This is a genomic window from Chitinophagales bacterium, from assembly GCA_041392475.1.
In the GTDB taxonomy this organism is placed as follows: Bacteria; Bacteroidota; Bacteroidia; order Chitinophagales; family UBA2359; genus JAUHXA01.
The window spans coordinates 2,863,441-2,884,276 of the sequence record JAWKLZ010000001.1 but is presented as its reverse complement, the minus strand read 5'-3'; the positions used below and the strand labels follow the sequence as shown (position 1 = coordinate 2,884,276).

The 20,836-nt window shown below is 39.5% G+C and carries 15 protein-coding genes; 7 read left to right on the top strand and 8 right to left on the bottom strand.

Annotation, left to right across the window (positions count from 1 at the left end; genetic code table 11):
• The first annotated feature begins 164 nt into the window (after positions 1 to 164).
• Positions 165 to 3,506 (top strand): T9SS type A sorting domain-containing protein, encoded by a 3,342-nt coding sequence (locus R3E32_10715; GenBank protein MEZ4885188.1) that lies wholly within the window; start codon positions 165 to 167, stop codon positions 3,504 to 3,506.
• 158 nt (positions 3,507 to 3,664) lie between these two features.
• Here the strand turns inward: R3E32_10715 and R3E32_10710 are convergent, their stop codons facing one another.
• Positions 3,665 to 5,152, bottom strand: coding sequence for a hypothetical protein (locus tag R3E32_10710; protein MEZ4885187.1), 1,488 nt, complete (start codon positions 5,150 to 5,152; stop codon positions 3,665 to 3,667).
• 98 nt (positions 5,153 to 5,250) lie between these two features.
• Here R3E32_10710 and R3E32_10705 point away from each other — a divergent pair, with 98 nt between their 5' ends.
• The 3 genes from R3E32_10705 (at position 5,251) to R3E32_10695 (ending at position 7,134) form a co-directional block, all read left to right on the top strand.
• Positions 5,251 to 6,315, top strand: coding sequence for a T9SS type A sorting domain-containing protein (locus R3E32_10705; protein ID MEZ4885186.1), 1,065 nt, complete (start codon positions 5,251 to 5,253; stop codon positions 6,313 to 6,315).
• Positions 6,316 to 6,602: 287 nt separating this feature from the next.
• Positions 6,603 to 6,851, top strand: a complete 249-nt coding sequence (locus tag R3E32_10700; protein MEZ4885185.1) for a hypothetical protein — start codon at positions 6,603 to 6,605, stop codon at positions 6,849 to 6,851.
• Positions 6,835 to 7,134: a type II toxin-antitoxin system RelE/ParE family toxin gene (locus R3E32_10695; GenBank protein MEZ4885184.1), complete on the top strand. Its 300-nt coding sequence runs from the start codon at positions 6,835 to 6,837 to the stop codon at positions 7,132 to 7,134. Before R3E32_10700 ends, R3E32_10695 begins: the two co-directional genes overlap by 17 nt.
• 8 nt (positions 7,135 to 7,142) lie before the next feature.
• On the opposite strand, the gene gltX is transcribed toward R3E32_10695, so the two are convergent.
• The 3 genes from gltX to R3E32_10680 all read right to left on the bottom strand — a co-directional run bounded on the left by gltX (position 7,143) and on the right by R3E32_10680 (position 11,409).
• Positions 7,143 to 8,681, bottom strand: a complete 1,539-nt coding sequence (gltX, locus tag R3E32_10690; GenBank protein MEZ4885183.1) for a glutamate--tRNA ligase — start codon at positions 8,679 to 8,681, stop codon at positions 7,143 to 7,145.
• A 1,011-nt stretch (positions 8,682 to 9,692) separates the two neighbouring features.
• Positions 9,693 to 10,883 (bottom strand): glutathionylspermidine synthase family protein, encoded by a 1,191-nt coding sequence (locus tag R3E32_10685; GenBank protein ID MEZ4885182.1) that lies wholly within the window; start codon positions 10,881 to 10,883, stop codon positions 9,693 to 9,695.
• Positions 10,876 to 11,409 (bottom strand): hypothetical protein, encoded by a 534-nt coding sequence (locus tag R3E32_10680; protein MEZ4885181.1) that lies wholly within the window; start codon positions 11,407 to 11,409, stop codon positions 10,876 to 10,878. Before R3E32_10680 ends, R3E32_10685 begins: the two co-directional genes overlap by 8 nt.
• A gap of 190 nt (positions 11,410 to 11,599) precedes the next feature.
• Here R3E32_10680 and R3E32_10675 point away from each other — a divergent pair, with 190 nt between their 5' ends.
• On the top strand, positions 11,600 to 13,150 hold the full coding sequence (locus R3E32_10675; protein MEZ4885180.1) for a polyamine aminopropyltransferase: 1,551 nt from the start codon (positions 11,600 to 11,602) through the stop codon (positions 13,148 to 13,150).
• Positions 13,129 to 13,500, top strand: coding sequence for an adenosylmethionine decarboxylase (speD, locus tag R3E32_10670; protein ID MEZ4885179.1), 372 nt, complete (start codon positions 13,129 to 13,131; stop codon positions 13,498 to 13,500). The genes R3E32_10675 and speD overlap by 22 nt, the downstream gene beginning before the upstream one ends.
• Before the next feature lie 18 nt (positions 13,501 to 13,518).
• Here the strand turns inward: speD and R3E32_10665 are convergent, their stop codons facing one another.
• Positions 13,519 to 14,799 (bottom strand): cyclic nucleotide-binding domain-containing protein, encoded by a 1,281-nt coding sequence (locus R3E32_10665; protein MEZ4885178.1) that lies wholly within the window; start codon positions 14,797 to 14,799, stop codon positions 13,519 to 13,521.
• Positions 14,800 to 15,038: 239 nt separating this feature from the next.
• On the opposite strand from R3E32_10665, the gene R3E32_10660 reads away from it, so the two are divergent.
• On the top strand, positions 15,039 to 16,403 hold the full coding sequence (locus R3E32_10660; protein ID MEZ4885177.1) for a dipeptidase: 1,365 nt from the start codon (positions 15,039 to 15,041) through the stop codon (positions 16,401 to 16,403).
• A gap of 227 nt (positions 16,404 to 16,630) precedes the next feature.
• On the opposite strand, the gene R3E32_10655 is transcribed toward R3E32_10660, so the two are convergent.
• The 3 genes from R3E32_10655 to R3E32_10645 all read right to left on the bottom strand — a co-directional run bounded on the left by R3E32_10655 (position 16,631) and on the right by R3E32_10645 (position 20,637).
• The gene (locus tag R3E32_10655; GenBank protein ID MEZ4885176.1) at positions 16,631 to 18,121 is read right to left on the bottom strand and encodes an SDR family oxidoreductase; all 1,491 of its coding nucleotides are present in this window, start codon (positions 18,119 to 18,121) and stop codon (positions 16,631 to 16,633) included.
• A 197-nt stretch (positions 18,122 to 18,318) separates the two neighbouring features.
• Positions 18,319 to 19,323, bottom strand: coding sequence for a PfkB family carbohydrate kinase (locus tag R3E32_10650; GenBank protein ID MEZ4885175.1), 1,005 nt, complete (start codon positions 19,321 to 19,323; stop codon positions 18,319 to 18,321).
• 102 nt (positions 19,324 to 19,425) lie between these two features.
• A complete protein-coding gene (locus tag R3E32_10645) occupies positions 19,426 to 20,637 on the bottom strand; it encodes a pyridoxal phosphate-dependent aminotransferase (protein MEZ4885174.1) in 1,212 nt (403 codons plus the stop codon).
• Between the last annotated feature and the right edge of the window lie 199 nt (positions 20,638 to 20,836).

Here is a 20,836-nt window from a genome sequence, read left to right as displayed (position 1 = left end):
AAAAGTAAAAAAAGTCATTTGGTTTAGTTTATTGATCAAATTTTAATATTTTTGGCTCGTCTTTTTTTAAATCTTGGTGGTAAATAACTAACTTTACCCAAATGCTTTAATTCCGAAAAAAATATTTTAAATTCCAATTAAACTTTTAAATAAAATAGCACATTATGAAGAAAAATTTATTGACCCTTATTCTTCTTATTCTTACAGTTTGTTGGAGCAATAGTGTTTTTGCTCAACCTGCAAACAATGAGTGTTCTGGCGCAATTACAATTGCTGCTGTACCTGGTTTTCCTTTGACATATGGACCGTATGACAACACAGATGCTACTTCTGAGGCATCTGATCCTGTAAATCCAGGATTTCCTGATGGTGCTGCACTGGAGAACACTACGTGGTACACCTTAACGGGTGACGGAAATACTTACTTTATTTACACAAGTGCAGCATGTTCTGGTTTCAATATCCCCGGTGGTGATTACATTACTGATGGTGATAGCCAAATTGCTGTTTACACAGGTGAATGTGGCGCGCTTGAGTTGGTAACATTTGATGAAGACAATATTCATGTTCCTGAATACGACTTGAATGGTGTTTACCCTGCTGGTGCAATTATCCCAACTGAAATGGGAGTTACTTACCACATCATGATTGATGGTTACTTAGGTTCTGCTGGACAATTCTGTATTGTTGTGACTGACTGGGTATGTGATGCTAATATCGAATTGGCAGAAGGTCAAGAAACAGCGATTAATCTCTGTTCTAACGAATCAGCAGAAATAGCTATCAACGAAGGTACTTTGAACTTTGGCGGTGTAACACTTGGACTTGGGTTGGAGTATGGCACTTCTTGGCAAATGACTGCTGAAGATCCTATGGGCGGGCATCCTCGTTTTGACCCAAGTTTCTTAGGTTTTGTGCCTATTGACTTTGCTTTCAATGGACAAACAGACGGTACAGACCCATTTAATTTCGGTCTTCCTTGTTTGTGGATAACTCCTACTTCTACCGCTAATATCGCTGGAACGGGTTCTGCTTTCTTGGCATTTGACTGTCAAGCAGTCGGTACTGAATCTATCCAAATTTGCTTTATTGCAGATGGAGAAGGTGATTGTGGTGATTTCTGTGCAGAAGCAAATGTTGATTTGCTGGAAGATACGCCTCTTGAAGTAACACTTTGTGAAGGTGATGTATTCTTCATTGCACCAAATGATGCTACGATCAACTATGGTGGTTTCATTGGAGACAATCCTGTACCTGCTTACCTTTTCACAACTATTGAGCCTATTGATGGAAATCCATTGGCAGGTCCTGACAGTACATTCCTTGGTTTCCTTGTAACTGATCCTGACCCACTTACATTTGTTGGCGATGGCGTAGCAGATGATTTTTGGGTAACTATCACATTATTTGAAGATTTTAACGGTGAGATTCCTACTGTATATGAATGTGCTCCATTTTCTCAGCCTGTTCATGTTATCTTTTTAGATGCAGATGATCCTGCATGTTCAGTTGTTGAATGTGGCATTGCAGAAGGTGATGCTGGTACAATTAGCACAGACGATCCTACTACTTTTTGTGTTGGAGATGGAGAAGATGATATCGCAAACTTTACTTCCTCTTATGCAGGAATGGGTAACTATGGTTACTTGATTACAGATGCAGATGGTACTATTCTTAGTCCAGGTGTAGTGGGAACTACTTCTCTTACACAAAACTTCGATGGTGCTGGTGTTGGTGTATGCAATGTTTGGGGTATTACTTGGGAAGGTGAAGGATTTACAGACATTTTCGTACAAGGTGAAAATGTAATAGATATTCTTACTGGCTTAGGAGAAGATGCTTGTTATGAATTGACTGACCCTATTGCAATCACAAGAGAAGAATGTGATCCGTTAGCGACTTCTGCTGCTACAACTTCTGCTGGTGATGAAACTTACACAGTTTCTTTCAGTGTTAGTGGTGGTTCTGGAAACTACTCTGCTACTGGTGGTACGATTGATGCAAATGGTACTTTCACAAGTGATGCAATTGCATGTGGTACTGCTTACTCTTTCACTGTGACAGATACTGATACAAATGAAACTGCGGTAGTATCTGGAGATGCTCCTTGTGAGCTTGTAGTAGTTGATTGTCCTATTTTCCTTGACATTACTGAAGTTTGTGCTGCTAACGACGAAGGTGGTACAGTAAACGTAACCATTATCGGTGGCTCTGCTCCTTACACTGTTACAGGTACATATTCTGAAATGGTTGAAGGAAATAGCTTTAGCTTCGTTGTTGGCGAAAATGAAGAATACAATATTGATGTTGCTGGTAATGATGACTGTGGTTCTGCTATTGCTGTCGGTATCCTTGTTTGTAGCAAGTGTGGTAATGAAGGCGGTTCTGTGGTTGAAACTTCTGCTGGTAGTTCAACTGCTTGTGGTACAGCTAATGTAAGTGTAACGGCATCTGGTTCTGTAGTTACAGACGGTTCTGTTATTGTTTATATTTTACATTCTGACCAAGCTAACCCACTTGGAAGTGTTTTGACTTCTAATACAACAGGTGTATTTTCAAGAGCTGATGCTGGCGGAGTAGGTACTTACTATGTAACTGCTTATGTTGGTGTAGATGGAAACTTTAATGGTTCTATTGATTTCTTTGGAGATGAGTGTACTGTTAGTTCTTCTACTTTAGCTGTTACTTTTGCTGATGGTGCTGACCTTACTATTACTGCACAAGAAGATTGTGACCAAAACACAGAAACAGTTACAGTTACTTTCACTATTTCTGGTGGTACTCCTGGAGCAAGTTTTGCAGTGACTGGTGGTACTTTTGAAGGTACAGTTGGTGCAGGTGGTGGTTCTTTCAGTGGCGTAGCAGATGGTGATGTTTATACTATCAATGTTACTGAAATTGGTGGATGTGCTTCTGGTAGTCTTACTTCTGCTCCTGTAATTTGTCAGAAAGAAGATGCAGTAGAATGGTTGAGCTTCGAGGGTGAAGTTCAAACAACTGGTAACTTCCTTCAATGGGTGACTGCTTCTGAAACTAACAACGAATACTTCGCTGTTGAGCGTTCTTTGGATGGCAAAAACTTTGAAGTGATTGCTACTGTAAATGCTAAAGGTGAGTCAGTGACTCCTACAAGCTATAGCTACTTGGATCGTTCTGCTTCTGCTGGTACAAACTACTACCGTATCACTCAATTTGACTTTGACGGTCAAAATGATGCTACACAAGTAATTAGTTTGACTCGTGGTGAAGGTTCGTTCACTATCACCAATGTTCGTCCTGTTCCTGCGGTTGATTACATTGAAGTTACTTTCAGTGCAACTAACAGCAACAGCGTTGAATTAAGTGTTTATGACTTAACTGGTCGCGTGATGTTGAAAGCAACTGTTAATCCTACAACTGGTATTAACAATCAAACTATTGACGTTTCAGCTTACCCAGCAGGTATCTACATGATTTCATTGAACAATGGAACAGAAGTTGCAACTCAAAGATTGGTCAAAGAATAATCTTAAGTCAAAGTGCCAACAATAGCTTCTATTGAAGGTACTTGCAACTGAATGAAATACAAAAAAAGACCCCAAACTTTCTTAGAAGGTTTGGGGTCTTTTTTGTTATCAAATAACCAAAATATTCGCTGAGCTTATAAACAACGACAATAGACGGATCAAAGGGTAACGTTGTATTTTTTCTTTTGATATTCCACTTGATCGAGAAGCCAAGTTTTTTCTGACAGCATTTTGGCATCATTTATTTTCTTCAAAATGCTCTTGAGAATGCTCATAGGAGATTTAGCTTTAAATTTTACTTTTTCTTCAATTTTGCATAAATCGCTTAGGATGTTCAAGAAATTTCGATTGGCTTCTAAGTGATTTTCTGAAATGAGTCCTTTTTTGGAACTGATGAAACGCCTCAGTGCATTGATTAAATCGTCTCTCACTGCAACTTCTCCTTCATTATAGGCTATTTTTAGCAGCAATTTGCGTACATCTACTTTGAAGAAAATGTCCTTGAAAGAGGATTCTCGTAAAATGATTTTTGCCTTATCATATTCATTCTTACAAAAATAGAGATAGGCGGTACAGTATTTAAAAACATCGCCATCACCACCTTCCTCTAGTTTTTCTTGATTGGATTGGATAAATTGTTCGACCCACTCAAATTTTCCCAAGCGAGCGCCAAGTGTAACTATGTTTTTGAAATCTGCGCTTTTGAGGTAATTCTTTTCATAAAGTAATCCAGAATCAATCCCCATATTGTATAAACTCAATAATTCCTCGTAATACTTGGGTGCGCCTGCATTGCTCTTGACAATACAGTAGTTTTTAGCAAGGTTATACAACATTATTGCCTCAGAACGACTGATTTTTTCGATATTTTTGTCGAAGACTTGTCTGAATTTTTGATAAGAAATTTCTTCATTGATATTAATGAACATGAGTAGGGCATAGTAATAAATTGCCACACTTGGAATATCTAAAAAGCTTTTTTGGTAGTCAAGAAAAGCAATTACATCATCAAAAATGGTATTATTCATCTTGGTGACTCCAAAAATATGACGATGTGTTGCAATATGACAAGCTAATTCTAATTTTCTGAGTATAAAAGAAATATCAAGATTGTAGGAAGTAATTCTAATGTAATCACCTAAAAGATCGTGAAATTTTTTGGATCGGTAATCCTCTAAACTAAGATAAGATGTAGCTGCATAATTAACGATATACTGATTGTAATAATAATCATGATTTCTATGAGGAAGTACATCTATCATTTTTTGAGCAGTTTCTAAGGTAGATTTAGCGTGTTTTTTTAATAAATGGTCAGCATAAAAATCTAACACTTCTCGCTGCATAAGTACTTTTTGTTCTTCTAACTTAGAAATAGCTATAAACTTTTCTATCTTTTTCAGAAGACTAGAGCGGATTCGACGAATTTCTGAATCATCAAAAAGACGGTTAGGAAATAGGTAAGACCATAGTTTTTCAGGAGTCAGCAGTTTACTATCATAATTTGGGTGGAAACCACTCAGATATTCAAATAAATCAATAAGTGTTTGATTTTGATTGAAATAAGGCGAGCGAATAAATTTGCCAAATTGGAAAAGCTGACTATCCGAAAAAATGGTTAATATGTCAAATAGTTTGAAATTAGACATCCTTGGGTGTTTGAAATAATGAGATTCAACTGGACAAATTTAGCAAATGTAGTATGATTTTTGTCTGCTGATATTTGATTTTCAATTGTTTGTGAAAAATGACTTTTTTAAAATGGTTAAATAGATTTCGACAACACAAAAAAATGGTAATTGATATGAAAAATTGGATAGCTTATATTTGTGAAGCGTGTATAACTTTAGATAAAGTTAAACCAAATTTAATGAATTTTATAACTAAGGCTTGGGTTCTTATTTCTTTGTTGATAGTTACTACAAGCATAACGTTTGCTCAACCATGTAGTTCACCCAATAATGTATATATTGAAACAACTGCTTTTAACTCGATAAATGTAAGTTGGGATGCAGTACAGAATGGAACTTCGTATGAAGTGGAATATGAAAATATAGAAACCTCAGATTCTGAAACGGTAACCTCGAATAATAATTCAATCACGATCTCCAATATTCAAGGAGGGACTTATGAGATTGAAGTTACAACATACTGTGAAAGTGGTTCTATTAGTGTGAGTTTTGCGATTATTCAGGTAGTTGTTGATAATTTGGAAGACATTGAAGGTATGTGTCACAATTGTTATCAAAAATTTAAAGAGTGTGAAGCAAAGAATGGTTTTGAAAATTGTGATTGCACTCAATTGTGTGGTAATGTCGATTGCTGTGACTTTGTGACCAATGAAATAGTAGTGATTACTCCACCGACTACAAAACAGTGCGATTGTGAGGTATTGTGTAATAAAAGTGATTGTTGCGAATACATTAATGATGATAAAACTGCAATGCCTTTTAACTGCGAAGCTTGTGCAAACGCAGTGCGAGAATGTAACAAGGCTACAAAAATGAAAAGTAATAAAACAACTCTTCCTTTGATAGAGAAAGAAGGGTGTCAAATAGACTCAACACATCCAAATCCTTTCAGAGATGAGCTTCAACTCTCATTTGAATTGCAATACGATGCAACAGTTGTCTTCACCATTTACGATACAAAAGGACAGGAAGTGAATAGGTTGATAAACAATGAAAAACAAGAAAAAGGCAAGCATGAATACCGTTTGAAAACAGGTGATTGGAATAAAGGAGTTTATTATTCCATTTTGGAAACCAAAGAAGGTTGTAAAACGGTTCAAAAAATGCTAAAAATAGAATAGTTTATTGTGTTAAAAAATAAGTCATAGTGATTCACCCGACTGCCTCGGTGGTCGGGTAATCTTTATCTTTGGAATGTAAAAAACAAAATGAGAGCACAAAAGATGAAAAACGAAAGATGATAAGTGCCAATAATATAATTCTCTGACAAATAGCTTGTATATTTCCTACGTAAGTACCCCTTTTTGCTTCTGCAAAAAGGGGTTTCTTTATTGAAGTCTTGCCTCTCGAATAGAACATATTCCTTGCAGATTGGGTTATTATTAGAATCATCAATTGATCAAGTGTCATGACTTTAGAAATATTAAAATTAGAGGCTTCAAAACTGAGGAAATCTGAATTATTGGATTTTGCTCAATTTATTATAGAGGCATTGAAGGAAATAGAAAAAGGAGAGGATTCAAATTTTGCATTAAGTGAATCTCAAAAGTTAGAAATTGCCATCAGGATGGAAGATATTACAAAAAATCTATCTGCTTTTATTGAAGGCAACGAAGGTGAGGAAAAACTAATAGCGAAATATGGACTTCAAATATAAGTTACACAGGAAAGCGTTTGTCGACTTAGATGAAGCAATTGCATGGTACAATCAAAAAGGAGGTAAAAGATTAGCTGCTCAATTTTTTACAGAATATCGTAAACTTAGAAGTAAAATTGTTGAAAATCCTTTTCAATTTGGAGAAGTTGAAAATGGCTATAGACAAGCTGTTTTTACTAAATTTCCTTATACAATAATCTTTTCCCCCTCTGATTTAGAAGTATTTGTTTTAGCAGTATTTCATACCAAACGAAATCCTAAAGATTGGAAATCAAGAGCCTAATAGTTTTACTAAGCCGCCGTCATCTCACCAAATATCTTCGCACTTTCTTCCATCCTCCTCACGACTTCTGTCTTGCCAAGTAGTTCTGCCATCTCAAAAATTGGAGGACCAGATTTTGTGCCAGCCAACATCACCCGAAATACCTGCAAAACATCTCCAAAACCCAGTCCATGTTCTGCCATAAACGCTTTGACTGTTGCTTCTATATTTGCAGTAGAAAAATCATTTAAAGCAGCAAATTGGTCTTTGAGTTGGTGAAACAAGGGAATCCTCTCAGCTTTCCATTTGGTGCGAACCACTTTTGCATCGTATTCCTTGGGTGATTCAAAGAAGAAATAACCAGTTTCCCATATATCGGTGGTAAAAGTCATTCTCTCCTTCATCATTTCACAAGCCGCCGCTAAAAATGTTTTGTCCACATTTTTATAAGCATTGGGAGCAAACTGCAATGCTGCTTCTGCCAATTGTTCGCCAGACGCAGCTTTGATGTATTGTTGGTTGAACCACTGTGCTTTGTCCCAGTCAAAACGAGCACCTGATTTGCCAATGCGGTCAATGCTAAAAGCTTCAATAAGCTCGTCCATCGAAAAAATCTCTTGGGTTGTTCCAGGATTCCATCCCAAAAACGCCAATAAATTGACAAAAGCTTCGGGGAAAAACCCAATTTCACGATAGCCCGTTGAAGATTCATCCTCGGTAGGATGTTGCCAAGCCAAAGGAAAAACAGGAAAACCCATTTTGTCACCATCTCGTTTGCTTAGTTTTCCTTTGCCTGTTGGCTTCAAAATCAACGGAAGGTGAGCGAATTGTGGCATGGTATCTTCCCACCCCAAAGCACGGTACAACAATACATGGAGGGGGGTAGAGGGCAGCCATTCCTCACCACGAATAACGTGTGTGATTTCCATCAAATGGTCATCTACTACATTAGCCAAGTGATAAGTTGGCATTCCATCTCCTTTCAATAGGATTTTGTCGTCAACCTCATTGCTGTTTACCCTTACCACACCACGCACCAAATCATGGACAACTACCTCTTCGTCAGCAGGAATTTTCAAGCGAATGACGCAAGGTGTATTGACTGCCAATAGAGCTTCTGTTTCTGCCTTTCCCAAAGCAATAGAATTTCGCATACCCATTCGAGTAGTAGGATCATACTTGAATACTTGCTTTTGTGCTTCATATTCCAAACGTTTGGCGGTCAATTCTTCAGGAGTATCAAAGGCATAATAAGCATGACCACTTTCGAGCATTTGCTGTGCATATACACCATACATTTCCTTTCGCTCAGATTGTCTGTAAGGGCCATATTCTCCGCCAACGTGTGTAGCTTCATCACATTCAATGCCACACCATTTCAAAGATTCCACAATGTATTCCTCTGCACCAGGAACATACCTCGTTTGGTCGGTGTCTTCAATCCGCAAAATAAAACTACCGCCCATTTTGCGGGTAAAAAGATAGCAATAAAGGGCTGTGCGTATGCCTCCAATGTGTTGAAATCCCGTAGGACTCGGCGCATACCGTGTTCTAACTTTTTGACTCATTTTGTGTTCTTTATCATTTTGAAGCGCAAAATTAATTAAAATGGCTCAAAAGTTTTAGATTAGTTTTGCCAACGATTTAAAACACAGGTGTTGATTCTATAATGGAGGGATGGCGTATTGCCCAAAGTCCGATACTTGGAACGACTATCACTCTCAAACGTCTGGAAAGCAGTGGATATGAAAGTCTATTGGACTACTACCATCGGATTAGGCCGCACCGTATACGAGACCCGTACGTACGGTGGTGTGAGAGGCGCAGTGGCGGTTATTCACCCGTCACCCGTCTACTCGATTATGCTCAGGTTTCTTTTTCTGATTCTAACTAATTCTGTGGAATAGACCTAATCCTATTATTTCCACCGTTTAAAGAACCAGAGACGAGCAAATTTTGCAACCAGTTCTCATGGCAATAAAATTGGTTGACTTTGTGAGCAAGACTGATAAGCTGTCTTATTTTTCGAGTTTTTTTGTTGTAGGGTGCAAAATTGTAAATTAAAGCCCATGCCCTTACAAAACGATTAGCTTGATGGAAATGCCCATGAAAGTACTGCATATTTCTAAAAACTTTATTCAATCGCTTCATTGGTCTATCAACCGAATTGGAAGTTCGCACAGCATTTGGGTGGTCATAAGCAATAAGAAAGGTCGGTGCTTTATCACAAAATCGATTTAACTCCTTCTTAATGTATTATTTTTCAATATTATTTTTCGTCCATTCTTTAAGCCTAAATAAGTACCTAACCAGATTTAAAAGGATATTAAAATCTTCACAAGGGATTAATAATAAACATTTTGTGATTTTTGAAATGTACCAATAATTTTGATTAGGTACTTAATCGTTTCATTTTGTGAAGTGAAAGCAAAATGTCCAGAGAGTGAAAGACTCTTACAGACGGGTGTGACGACTCTAACTGTTAGCAAGCTGAAAAAAGATGGATGAATGGCTGCGAAACCGATTGAGATATTACCTAACAATAGCAACAAAACACAATATGTTTATTTAAAAACCGCCTACTCAGTCGAAATAATATGCCCCACAAACTCCGCATCATCATCAATAATCAAATCATCCTGTCGCCGAAAACACAAAGCACAAGCCTCACCTGTCCAATAAATGCTGGGTTGATAGCGATATTCTTCAATGTCCTCATTGAAGTCAGCAAGTTCTTGGAAAACTGTTTCTTGGTCGCCAAAATCACCTTTCGTTTTATAGACCGCTTTTTTGGCACCATTGAAGAATGAGATATTTTCACCCATTCTGCCAAAAATCGGTTTGCGGACATATTTGTAGTGGTAGAAATCGTCTGCTTTGAAGGTCGTCTTCAAAAGATGTGCATGTCTTGGAGCAATGTCGTACATAAACTTCATGATGGCCTTCGATTGCAGCAACATCGAAAAGGCAGGATTCATCACCACACACAAACGGTTGCGGATGATTTGCTCCAAAATATCCCACAATTCAGGCTCGTCATACGCAATGATGTCCCACGGCGTAAACTTGTACCAAAAGTCGTAGCGAGTATATTCACCCGTTTTGGCTTGCATAAAAATGCCCTCCTCTGCTGAAAAAATCACCTCCTCCAATGTGCTGTGTTTCACCTGTGTAAAACCCGCCGCACGAGCCGCCTCTTCAATTACCCGCATGTTCAAAACATCCTCTTCGTAGCCAAAAGTAGTCACAAGCAAATTGGCGGCCTTGTCGGGATTTTGCTGCAACAATTTCTTGAGTTTTTGGGTCAATCCGTGAAGGAGCAAATTGAAGGGGCGGTACTTCAATTGCTTACTTTCCAATTCCCAATACAACTCTTGAATGAAAGCCGTTTCGGGCATCAGCGAACAAGTATCGGCATTGATTTCCAGCATTTTGAGAGGAGTGCGGTCTATGCCTCCTGCAAAATCAAAGCGTCCTACGAGGTAGTTGTCTTTTTCGTGTTGAAGCGAATAAGCAATCAAGGAAACCGCATTTTCGGGAATCCCCGCATCTTCCCATGCTTTTCGGTCCACAATTCGCTGTGCGGCTTCCATTGCCAAACCAAAAAGCTCAGCGGAAGCTGCACGAAAATTGTCGAGTTCGGCACGGGTAATCTGCACAAAATCATCGCACAAATACCCTTCGTTTTCGTCTGCCACAAACCACTCCAATCCTTCTTTGCGAAGTTCGTGACGGGGTAGTGGGGGAACTGCAATTAATCTATTATCCACCAGATGAACGAGTTGAGCGACCACCACCAAATCCAGATTTGCCGCCAGATGGACGGGTTCGGGTAGTGCGTGCCGCAGTTTGCTGTATTTTGTTTCCTGCTTGTTGGGTCACACGTTGATGTGCCTTTGGGTCGGTGTAGGCAGTAGGTCTGGGTCTGTACGCCATTGAGCGACCCATGAAGTAGCCCATCAAGCCATAAGAAGCGGCTGTGGCAATGCCGCCTTGTCTGCCTCCGACTTGTCGTTGCGACATCAAGCGCACTTCTGCAAGGGTAAAAGTATCGACTGTTGCGTCCATGTATTTCGCAATAACAAGACTTTGAGAAGTATCGGGAATCGTTTGTTCGTCTTCAATTTTGAACAAGTCTTTTTCGACTTCCTGCAATACCGTTATCAAACCCTCCGTTGGCAATACGACTTCTTCCGTCACCGTTTCTGTGCCTCCTCCGCAAGCGGAAAGTAGAAAGAAAACAATTGCTGTAAGAAAGGAAAGCCGATAAGTAGGTCTTTTCATTGATTGTTTCATATACCAAAATTTAAGTGTGTAAAATAGCTTTTAAGCCTTACAAATATAGTATTTTGTTGAGATTTTTATGGATTAAATTGCATGAATTGGGTATATTTTGGATTTTAGAGAAGTGTATTGAGCAAATTTAGAAAAAATGGGTATCATTGTGCAGTGATTTTTAGGGTACTTCAATAAAAAATGTTTTTCTATGCTAAAAGAAGCAAGTTCAAAAGAACGGCTCGTATTTTTCTTAACGGTTTTCATTGCAGGTTTGTGTTCATTGATTTATGAACTGTTGATTAGCACCACTTCTTCCTATTTTTTGGGTGATAGTGTTACGCAGTTTTCACTGACCATAGGAGTCTATATGGCTGCAATGGGTTTGGGAGCTTATTTATCGCAGTTTTTGGACGACAAACTATTGGATTGGTTTGTGAAAATTGAAGTGCTGTTGGGTTTGGCAGGTGGGGTCAGTGTGCCTGTGTTGTATTTTGTATTTGGACAGGTTTCGACTTTTGAGTACCAGTTCATTATGTTGAGTTTGACGGCGGTTATTGGCGTTTTGACGGGTTTTGAGGTGCCACTATTGGTGCGTATCTTGAAGACCTATTACCCTTTGAAGTCCAACTTAGCCTATGTGTTGAGTTTGGATTATATTGGAGCATTGTTGGCTACCCTCTTGTTTCCGTTTTTGCTATTGCCCTTTGTAGGTATTTTTCGCACGTCACTGCTTTTTGGTTTGGTGAATGTGTTGTTGGGTTTGTTCATTTACCGTTTTTTCACCCAAGAATTGTCGGTCAAACGCAAAATGGGACTTCAATTGGCGGCTTTTGCAGTTGTGGTCTTGTTTGTTGTGATGGGTATTTTTGCAGGTAAATTGTTGAAGCACTGGGAAGATGATTTTTACACCAGCCAACTCATTTATTCCAAACAAACTGCTTATCAACACCTTGTTTTGACCAAAAATAAAGAAGATCTGCAATTGTACATCAACCACATCATTCAGTTTTCGTCTTTGGATGAATACCGCTACCATGAGGCATTGGGTTTGTTGCCTTTGAATGTTGCGCCCAACAAGAAAAAGGTCTTGATTTTGGGAGGGGGAGAAGGTTTGTTGGCACGAGAAGTATTGAAGTTTGAAGAAGTGGAATCGGTCAAAATTGTGGATTTGGATGGCGAGGTTTTTAAGTTGGCAAAAGAAAATAACTACATTCGGACTTTGAATCAAGGTTCGATTTCCAACGCCAAAGTAGAACCGATTACAGAAGATGCCATGCAGTTTTTGCAGTTCACAGACGAAAAATTTGATGTCATATTGTCGGACTTGCCCGATCCCTCCAATGAATCCCTATCAAGACTGTACAGCACCATTTTCTACAAATTGATACAAAGTAAGTTGAGCGAAAACGGCATTTTTGCGACCCAAGCCACAGGGCCTTTTCACACCCACAAAGCCTTTTGGTGCATTTACGAAACCCTGAAAGCCAGTGGCTTCAAGTATGTTTATCCTTATCATGCTTATGTGCCTTCGTTTGGAGATTGGGGTTTTGTGATAGCGAGCGACATCGAATTGCAGCCCGATGTTTTTGAAGCGAAAATATCATCTAAATATTTGGATAGCTTGCAAGTGCAAAAAATGTTTTATTTTGAAAAAGACATTGCGAATCCGCACAACCTAGCAGTGAATAGAATGGACGATGCGGTATTGATGCACTATTTTTTAGAAGATTGGAGAAAATGGCAGAAAAAAGAACATTGAAGGCTCTTGGAAAACATATCATTTTGGAACTTTACGGCTGCCCTACCGAATTGTTGAGCGAACCTGCTGACATTCAGCGCATCCTTGAAGCGGCTGCTTTAGTGATGGGCGCAACGATTGTCGAAAGCACTTTTCACCACTTTTCGCCTCTCGGTGTTTCGGGCGTGGTGATTATTATGGAAAGTCACCTCACAATCCACACTTGGCCCGAATTTGCATATGCGGCAGTGGATATTTTCACTTGTGGTGAGTTGGACATTGAAGCAGGAGTGGACTTATTGAGCAAGGAATTGCAGGCCGAAAAAGTGGAAATCCAAATGATAGAACGAGGAAAAAAATTGCTGATGTAATCCTTTTATTTTCAATTCTTAATGCCGTTCCTTCCTTCTCTTTGCAATCTCGGCTATGTGTTCTGCAAAATTGGGAAACCGCTTCAAGGTGTCTTCAAAAGTTCCTTTGTCCAAATAGTACAAATCGCAGTAATCAACCGTCCGCACACTTGCTGTTCGGGGCGTACTGTGCAGCAGCGCAATTTCACCAAAGTAATGACCGCTTTGCAGAGTAGCATACACTTGTTGCCCGTCTTTCGACACGACTTCGACCGTTCCTTTGCCGATAAAATACATTTCCTCTCCAATATCTCCTTCGCACACCACATAGTCGCCTGGCAGAAAAAAAGCGGGTTTTAGGTGTATGGATACATATCGAATCAAGTCAGGGCTGGCATCTTTGAAAAAGGGAACTTTCTCAATCAATTCTTTATTCAAATGTAGCGCAATTTGTCCTCGAAGACTGGGCGGCAATTCCTCCAAAATTTCTGCTTCATCTGTTCCTCGTCGCTGTAACCACAAATAATCATAGTAATCGTTTACTCTAGTTTTGAGGTCACTCGGAAAATTTCGGTAACGCATAAAAGCATTGATTTGCTCCACCTTTTCTTCGTATTGCGCTCTTGCCACATCCACATTCGTCAACAGACTCGCCAAATTACCAATGATGTAACCATACATACCTGCCCCAATGAGTTGCACCAAAATAGTGAAAAGCATCTGCCCATTCGTTTGAGGGGTAATGTCGCCATAACCAATGGTCGTCAGAGTAGTGATGCACCAATAGGCAGCACGAACATAATTGTCGAGAAGTGGCAAATCGGGATTTGTCATGCCCATTCCCATCCAGCCACAGGCAATCCAATGGGCTGCAATGGTGAGCCAAAACAAGGAAAACACAATGCGGGACAAATAGGGCGGAATGTCGGGATGGTAGCTCCACTGCTGCATCAGGGGTATAAAGTGAAATACCCGCAAAACTCTGGTCAATGCCAATATTTTGAAAACGGTTTCCCACGAACTTCCTGCAAAAAAGTCTGACAACCAATCGAATGGAATGATGGACAATACATCAATCAATAACCATTTTCGGATATACCGCCTCAAACGGGTTCTTTTATCTGCCTTTTGATACGCTTTTTTGTCTATCGGATTCTGCAACTGCAATGCTACTTCTATCGCAAAGACGAAAGGTAAAATGGAAGAAATGATTTGGATGGCTTCAAAACTGTGAAAACCATGTACCAACCAAAGCGGTATTTCGATGGCTGCAAAAAGCGTTGCGGCATAGGCAAATATATTCCAAATGCGTCGAATCATTTTTATATGACTTGTGTTTCGTTACTTCAATATAGGCATTTTAACAAGAAATTTCTATTTGTAGGATTTCATTGTAGCAGACAATCTCGATAATTTCCAATTTTGGGAGCATTTGAAACCGTACAAAACCCTATATTTGCGTTTTGCAGCCTGTCAATTTCCAGATGAAATAAATTTTGAATCGGCAAAAAAGAATACAGCAAAATAAACAAGATTTTTCAAAGCAACAACAAAAACAAATGCAACAATCTCAATACATTAAAGCCAATAAACAGCGATTTTTAGACGAACTATTTGATTTATTGCGTATTCCATCGGTCAGTACCGACAGCAATTACAAAACAGCCGTCCACCAAGCAGGGGAGTTCATTGCTGAAAAATTGAAGGAAGCAGGAGCAGAGGAAGTAGAAATATTTGAAAACCAAGGTAATCCAATCGTGTATGGCGAAAAAATCATAGACCCATCTTTACCAACCATTTTGGTCTATGGACACTACGATGTGCAGCCGCCCGACCCATTGGATTTGTGGATTACTCCACCTTTTGAGCCAACCATTCGAGATGAAAAAATCTATGCCCGTGGAGCTTGTGACGACAAAGGACAAATGTTTTCACACCTAAAAGCCTTTGAAACCATGATGCAAACCAACTCCCTGCCCTGCAATGTGAAATTTCTCATTGAAGGAGAAGAAGAAATTGGCTCACCTAATCTACTCCCCTTTATACGTGAAAACATTGAAAAATTGAAAGCCGATGTGGTTTTAATTTCAGATACGTCAATGGTTGCCAACGATTGCCCCTCTATTTCGGTCGGCACAAGAGGTGTTGCCGCTGCGGAAATTGAAGTGACGGGGCCAAATCGAGATTTACACTCAGGTACTTATGGCGGAGCAGTCGGCAATCCACTCAATGTATTGAGCAAAATGATGGGTTCACTTCACGATGAAAACAACCACATCACCATCCCAGGATTTTACGATAATGTAGCAGTGCTTAGTGACGAAGAACGTGCCGAAATGGCGAAACTTCCTTTTAGTTTGAAGGCTTATGAAAACTATTTGCAGATAGATTCAGTGCAGGGTGAAGAAGGATATAGTACCATAGAACGCACTTCGATTCGTCCGACTTTGGATTTGAATGGCATGTGGGGCGGTTATTTGGGAGAAGGTACAAAAACTGTTTTGCCCTCCAAAGCCTACGCCAAAGTCACCATGCGCCTTGTGCCAAATCAAAAACCTGAGCGCATCATGGAACTTTTCAAGCAACACATCGAAAGCATTGCGCCTGACTCGGTAAAGGTGGAAGTGACTTTAGGACACGGCGCACCGCCAGCGGTTACGCCTACTGATTCGGTTGCCTATCAAGCTGCTTCAAAGGCTATGGAAACAACTTTTGGCAAAGTGCCGATTCCTACACGTATGGGCGGTAGCATCCCGATTGTGGCATTGTTTGAATATGAAATGGGTATCAAAACGATACTGATGGGTTTTGGCTTGAACGAAGATGCCATCCATTCTCCAAATGAGTCCTACGGCTTGTTCAACTACTTCAAAGGCATCGAAACGATTCCGTATTACTACAAATATTTTACGGAATTATCATAGTAAATCACAGATTCTATAAATTACGCAGATTGCACAGATTAGTAAACGACTATAAGAAAAGGAAGGCTGTTTTTTTTAGTACATAAAAAATTGGATTTCTGAATGCTTGCAGTAGAGCAATCAAAGACTTCGGAAGTTTACCTCGTAGAAATCAGTAAACTATTGCAGTAATGGTTCATATTTTGTTGGGAGAAACTTCCGAAGTCTCATTTCACCGATTAGAGGTTTTAACTTTTCGATACGTGTTCCACCGCATGGTCATCTGCTTGATAACCAATAATTCCCTTTGCCATTCCAGGGAATACCAAAAAATGAAGTGGGTAAACGCTGTACCAATACAAACGTCCTAAAAGTCCTTTGGGACGGAAAGTAGCTTTTTGATGTAAAATATTTTGTTGTTTATCGCCATTTTCTTCAATGGTAAATTCGAGCCAAGCTTCTCCCGGTACTTTCATTTCTGCAAATAACAGCAGTCGCTTTTTAGGTTTGTCTGCCACAAGTACCCGCCAAAAATCCAAAGCATCTCCTTCAGTCAATTCTGTTGCGTCTCGTCGTCCCCGACGAAGCCCAACGCCTCCCACCAGTTTATCCAAATAGCCTCTAAGCATCCACAAAGGGTTGTAGGCGTACCAACCCGTATGACCGCCAATTCGCCAAAGGTTGTTCAATACTCTTTGTGTGTGTTCTTTTGGGAAAGTAAAACTTCGGTTATCATGAAAACAAGCCTGTTCGGGAACTTGAATGAAATCGGTGTAGTGTTCGTCAATTTTCCCGCTGACTACCGCATCTTTCCAGCTCGAAATAACTGAGCTTTGTTGGATGATATCAAAAGCCAATTTGACTGCATCTTTGTAGCCTACTTTTTCGGTTTTTACGATTTGGTCAATGTCGTTGTTTTGCACGATGACTTCATTTTTCATACTATCTACCAAGGTTACTGCCAATGTGTAAGAAGTAGAAGTGACAAAATATAGCCAATAGGAGGATAGGCGAGGACTGAAAACAGGAACGGTGAGAATGAACCGCTTCAATTCTCTGACTTCGGCAAATTGCAGCAACATTTGTTTGTAGGTCAATATATCTGGCCCACCAATATCAAAACTTCGATTGTAGGCTTCTGACTGCAACATGACTCCTGTCAAATAATTCAGGGTATCACGAATACTAATGGGTTGACATTTGGTATTCAACCACTTTGGAGCAATCATCACGGGAAGTTTTTCGACCAAATCTCGGATAATCTCAAAAGAAGCACTACCTGAACCGATAATGATGGCAGCTCGTAGAATGGTGACAGGAACTTTGCTTTTTTGAAGGATGGTTTCGGTGTTGTATCTCGATTGTAGGTGTTTGGAGAGTTCAGTGTCGTTTACAATTCCACTTAGATAGATGATTTGTTGGGTAGAAGTAGTGTCCATGTAATCCTTAAAATTCTCTGCCATTTTTTGCTCCAAATCGTTGAACTTCTTTGCATTGCTGTTCATGGAGTGAACCAAGTAAAAAGCTACATCAATTTCAGTAGGGAGGTCGGTAAAAGTAGAAGCATCGAGTAAGTCACATTCCCAAATATGGATGAGGTGTTTGTTTTTGAAGCGTTCATTGAGGCGAAATCTGCGTTTGTCTCTAACGGTGCAATGAATTTCGTGACCTTGTTCGCTCAAAGCGAGAAGAAGTCGTTTTCCGATATATCCATTTGCGCCCGTCAATAGAATTTTCATATTCAATGGTTTTTGTATTGTTGTGAAATAGGAACAAAAAACAATTGAAGTAAGAAAAGGTTGTGGCTATGGAGTGATTGGATTTTCCAAATAAAGTGGAGACTTTTGAAGTTTACTCTTTGAAGAAGTTTGATTTTTATTACAATCGAAAATCTTTAAAACAAAACTTCAAAAGTCTAAATCGTGGAATTATTTTGTTATTCCTCACTTAAATAAGCGGCTGCTTCCTTCAAAAGTTCATCTCGATTGACCGCTACAACACCCACTTTTTCACACACCATTCCCGCTGCAATATTCGCCAATTCGGTGGTCGCAAATATATCCAATCCCAAAGCCAATCCCAAAGCCAACATACTGATGACAGTATCACCTGCTCCCGACACATCGGTGATGTTGCGGAGGTAGGCAGGAATGATTTCGTGGTCACCATCCATGCCTACAAAAATGCCCTTTTCGGATAGGGTAATGATCGTATAAGTGTTGTTCAGAATAGCACGAAGTTGTTCATCAGCAGAAACCAAACTTTCAGGACGACCAGGATTCAATACCGCAGCCAAACCGTCAGAAGCTTCTCGAAGATTGGGTTTGAAGAGAGTACAGCCTTTGTAAAGGAAAAAATTGTCTTTTTTGGGATCTACTGCAACGGGAATCTCCATTTGATTGCTGTTGTAAATCACACTCGCAATCACTTTTGGAGTAAGAACACCCTTATTGTAGTCCTGCAAAATCACCACATCGGGCTTGGTTCGGTAGAGGATGTCTATGATGTTGTCAATCAGTAGCAATTCCGTTTTTGTATCGAGTGGGTCACGCTGTTCAGAATCAAATCGGACGAGTTGATTGTTTCGACTGACTACCCGTGTTTTGACTGTAGTTTTGCGCTCTTGATCGAGGATAATGTAGTTGGAGTCAATGTGGTGGTATTGCAGGTATTTTTTGAAGGCATGACCATCATAGTCATCACCAACTACAGAACAAAGCAGGGGAGTTGCTCCTAATTCTTTTACATTCAGCGCAACATTTGCAGCACCTCCCAAACGATTTTCTTTTTTATATACATCTACTATGGGAATAGGAGCTTCGGGAGAAATGCGGTTGGTGTGACCAAAAATATAACTATCCACCATCACGTCACCCACAATAAGAACTTTTAGCCGTTCAAAAGATTTGAAAATATTGATAATAGCACTGCTGTCTGTCACTATTTTGGGTATTTATGGTTTGATAATATGGAAGATTTAGGATGGAAGGAATCAATTATTGTCAAATCTACTAATGGTTCATTCCATCCTAAATCTAATAATTTAAGCCAATTTAGCCAAACTTCCTTTGATACGTTGCATGGCTTCAATCAATTGCTCGTTTGAAGCCGCATAGGAAATTCTAATGCATTGGTCATTGCCAAATGCAGCACCTGTTACAACAGATACCTGACAATCATCGAGTAAATACATGCACAAATCATCTACGGTTTCGATGTTGGTTTTACCCTCTGATTTACCCAAATAGTAACTTACATCAGGAAAAACATAAAAAGCACCGCTTGGTGTATAAGTTTTAACACCTAGAATTTCCTGCAATGCATCCAACACCAACTTTCTGCGTATTTTGAATTGGTCTCGCATTGCATAAGTTGGCTCCAATGTACCTGTCAAGGCTGCAATAGCAGCACGTTGTGTGATGCCGCAAGTGCCAGAAGTAAACTGTCCTTGCATTTTGTCGCAAGCTTGTGCAATTTCGAGCGGTGCTGCAATGTAGCCTAATCTCCAGCCTGTCATGGCGAATCCTTTAGACAAACCATTGACAACGATTACTCTATCTTTGATAAAATCAAATTGAGCAATGCTTTCGTGACTGCCTTCAAAGGTGATGTGTTCGTAGATTTCATCGGAAATGATATAAACCTGTTCGTGTCTTGCAAAAACTTCTGCCAATGCTTGTAGTTCGTCTTTGGTGTAAATAGAACCTGTTGGGTTGCAGGGAGAAGAAAATACAAAAAGTTTGGTTTTGGAAGTTATCGCTTTTTCTAAATCATCAGGTGTGATTTTGAATTGGTTCTCAATGTACGTAGGTACTTCTACCAAAACACCTTCTGCCAATTCTACTTGTGCAGCATAACTGACCCAATAAGGAATGGGCATAATCACTTCTTCACCAGGGTTTACAATACTTAATATCACGTTTGCCAACGATTGTTTTGCCCCTGTTGAAACAATAATTTGATTTGGAGTAAAATCTAAATTATTGTCACGCTTCAATTTATGGACAATTGCTTCTCTAAGGTCTAAATAACCAGGCACAGGCGTATAATGGGAATAACCTTCCTTAATAGCCTGAATTGCAGCTTCTTTGATGTGTTCTGGTGTGCCAAAGTCAGGCTCTCCAATACTCAGATTGATTACGTCTTTTCCCTGTTGTGTCAATTGACGTGCAAGAGCAGCCATTTTGAGGGTGGCAGACTCTGCCATGTTGATGATTCTATCAGATAAGACCATTGTTTTTTCTAAAACTTGCATGATTTTTTTGTTAATTGGAGTTTGTTTTGAGGCTACGAATTATTTAGGTTTAAAATGACCCATTTTGCTAGTAACAAATAAACCAAATAGGGCGCAAAGGTAAGCTAAAAAAGGTTAAATTTGCAGCTATTTGAAATCAATTGACCATTTTTGTTGTTGTGATATGCTATGGCTAAATCTATTATAATGACCCATTTAT

Coding starts and splice junctions, on each gene's coding strand:
- R3E32_10715 (MEZ4885188.1), top strand. CDS start 165: ATGAAGAAAAATTTATTGACCCTTATTCTTCTTATTCTTACAGTTTGT.
- R3E32_10710 (MEZ4885187.1), bottom strand. CDS start 5,152: ATGTCTAATTTCAAACTATTTGACATATTAACCATTTTTTCGGATAGT.
- R3E32_10705 (MEZ4885186.1), top strand. CDS start 5,251: ATGACTTTTTTAAAATGGTTAAATAGATTTCGACAACACAAAAAAATG.
- R3E32_10700 (MEZ4885185.1), top strand. CDS start 6,603: ATGACTTTAGAAATATTAAAATTAGAGGCTTCAAAACTGAGGAAATCT.
- R3E32_10695 (MEZ4885184.1), top strand. CDS start 6,835: ATGGACTTCAAATATAAGTTACACAGGAAAGCGTTTGTCGACTTAGAT.
- gltX (MEZ4885183.1), bottom strand. CDS start 8,681: ATGAGTCAAAAAGTTAGAACACGGTATGCGCCGAGTCCTACGGGATTT.
- R3E32_10680 (MEZ4885181.1), bottom strand. CDS start 11,409: ATGAAACAATCAATGAAAAGACCTACTTATCGGCTTTCCTTTCTTACA.
- R3E32_10675 (MEZ4885180.1), top strand. CDS start 11,600: ATGCTAAAAGAAGCAAGTTCAAAAGAACGGCTCGTATTTTTCTTAACG.
- speD (MEZ4885179.1), top strand. CDS start 13,129: ATGGCAGAAAAAAGAACATTGAAGGCTCTTGGAAAACATATCATTTTG.
- R3E32_10665 (MEZ4885178.1), bottom strand. CDS start 14,799: ATGATTCGACGCATTTGGAATATATTTGCCTATGCCGCAACGCTTTTT.
- R3E32_10660 (MEZ4885177.1), top strand. CDS start 15,039: ATGCAACAATCTCAATACATTAAAGCCAATAAACAGCGATTTTTAGAC.
- R3E32_10655 (MEZ4885176.1), bottom strand. CDS start 18,121: ATGAAAATTCTATTGACGGGCGCAAATGGATATATCGGAAAACGACTT.
- R3E32_10645 (MEZ4885174.1), bottom strand. CDS start 20,637: ATGCAAGTTTTAGAAAAAACAATGGTCTTATCTGATAGAATCATCAAC.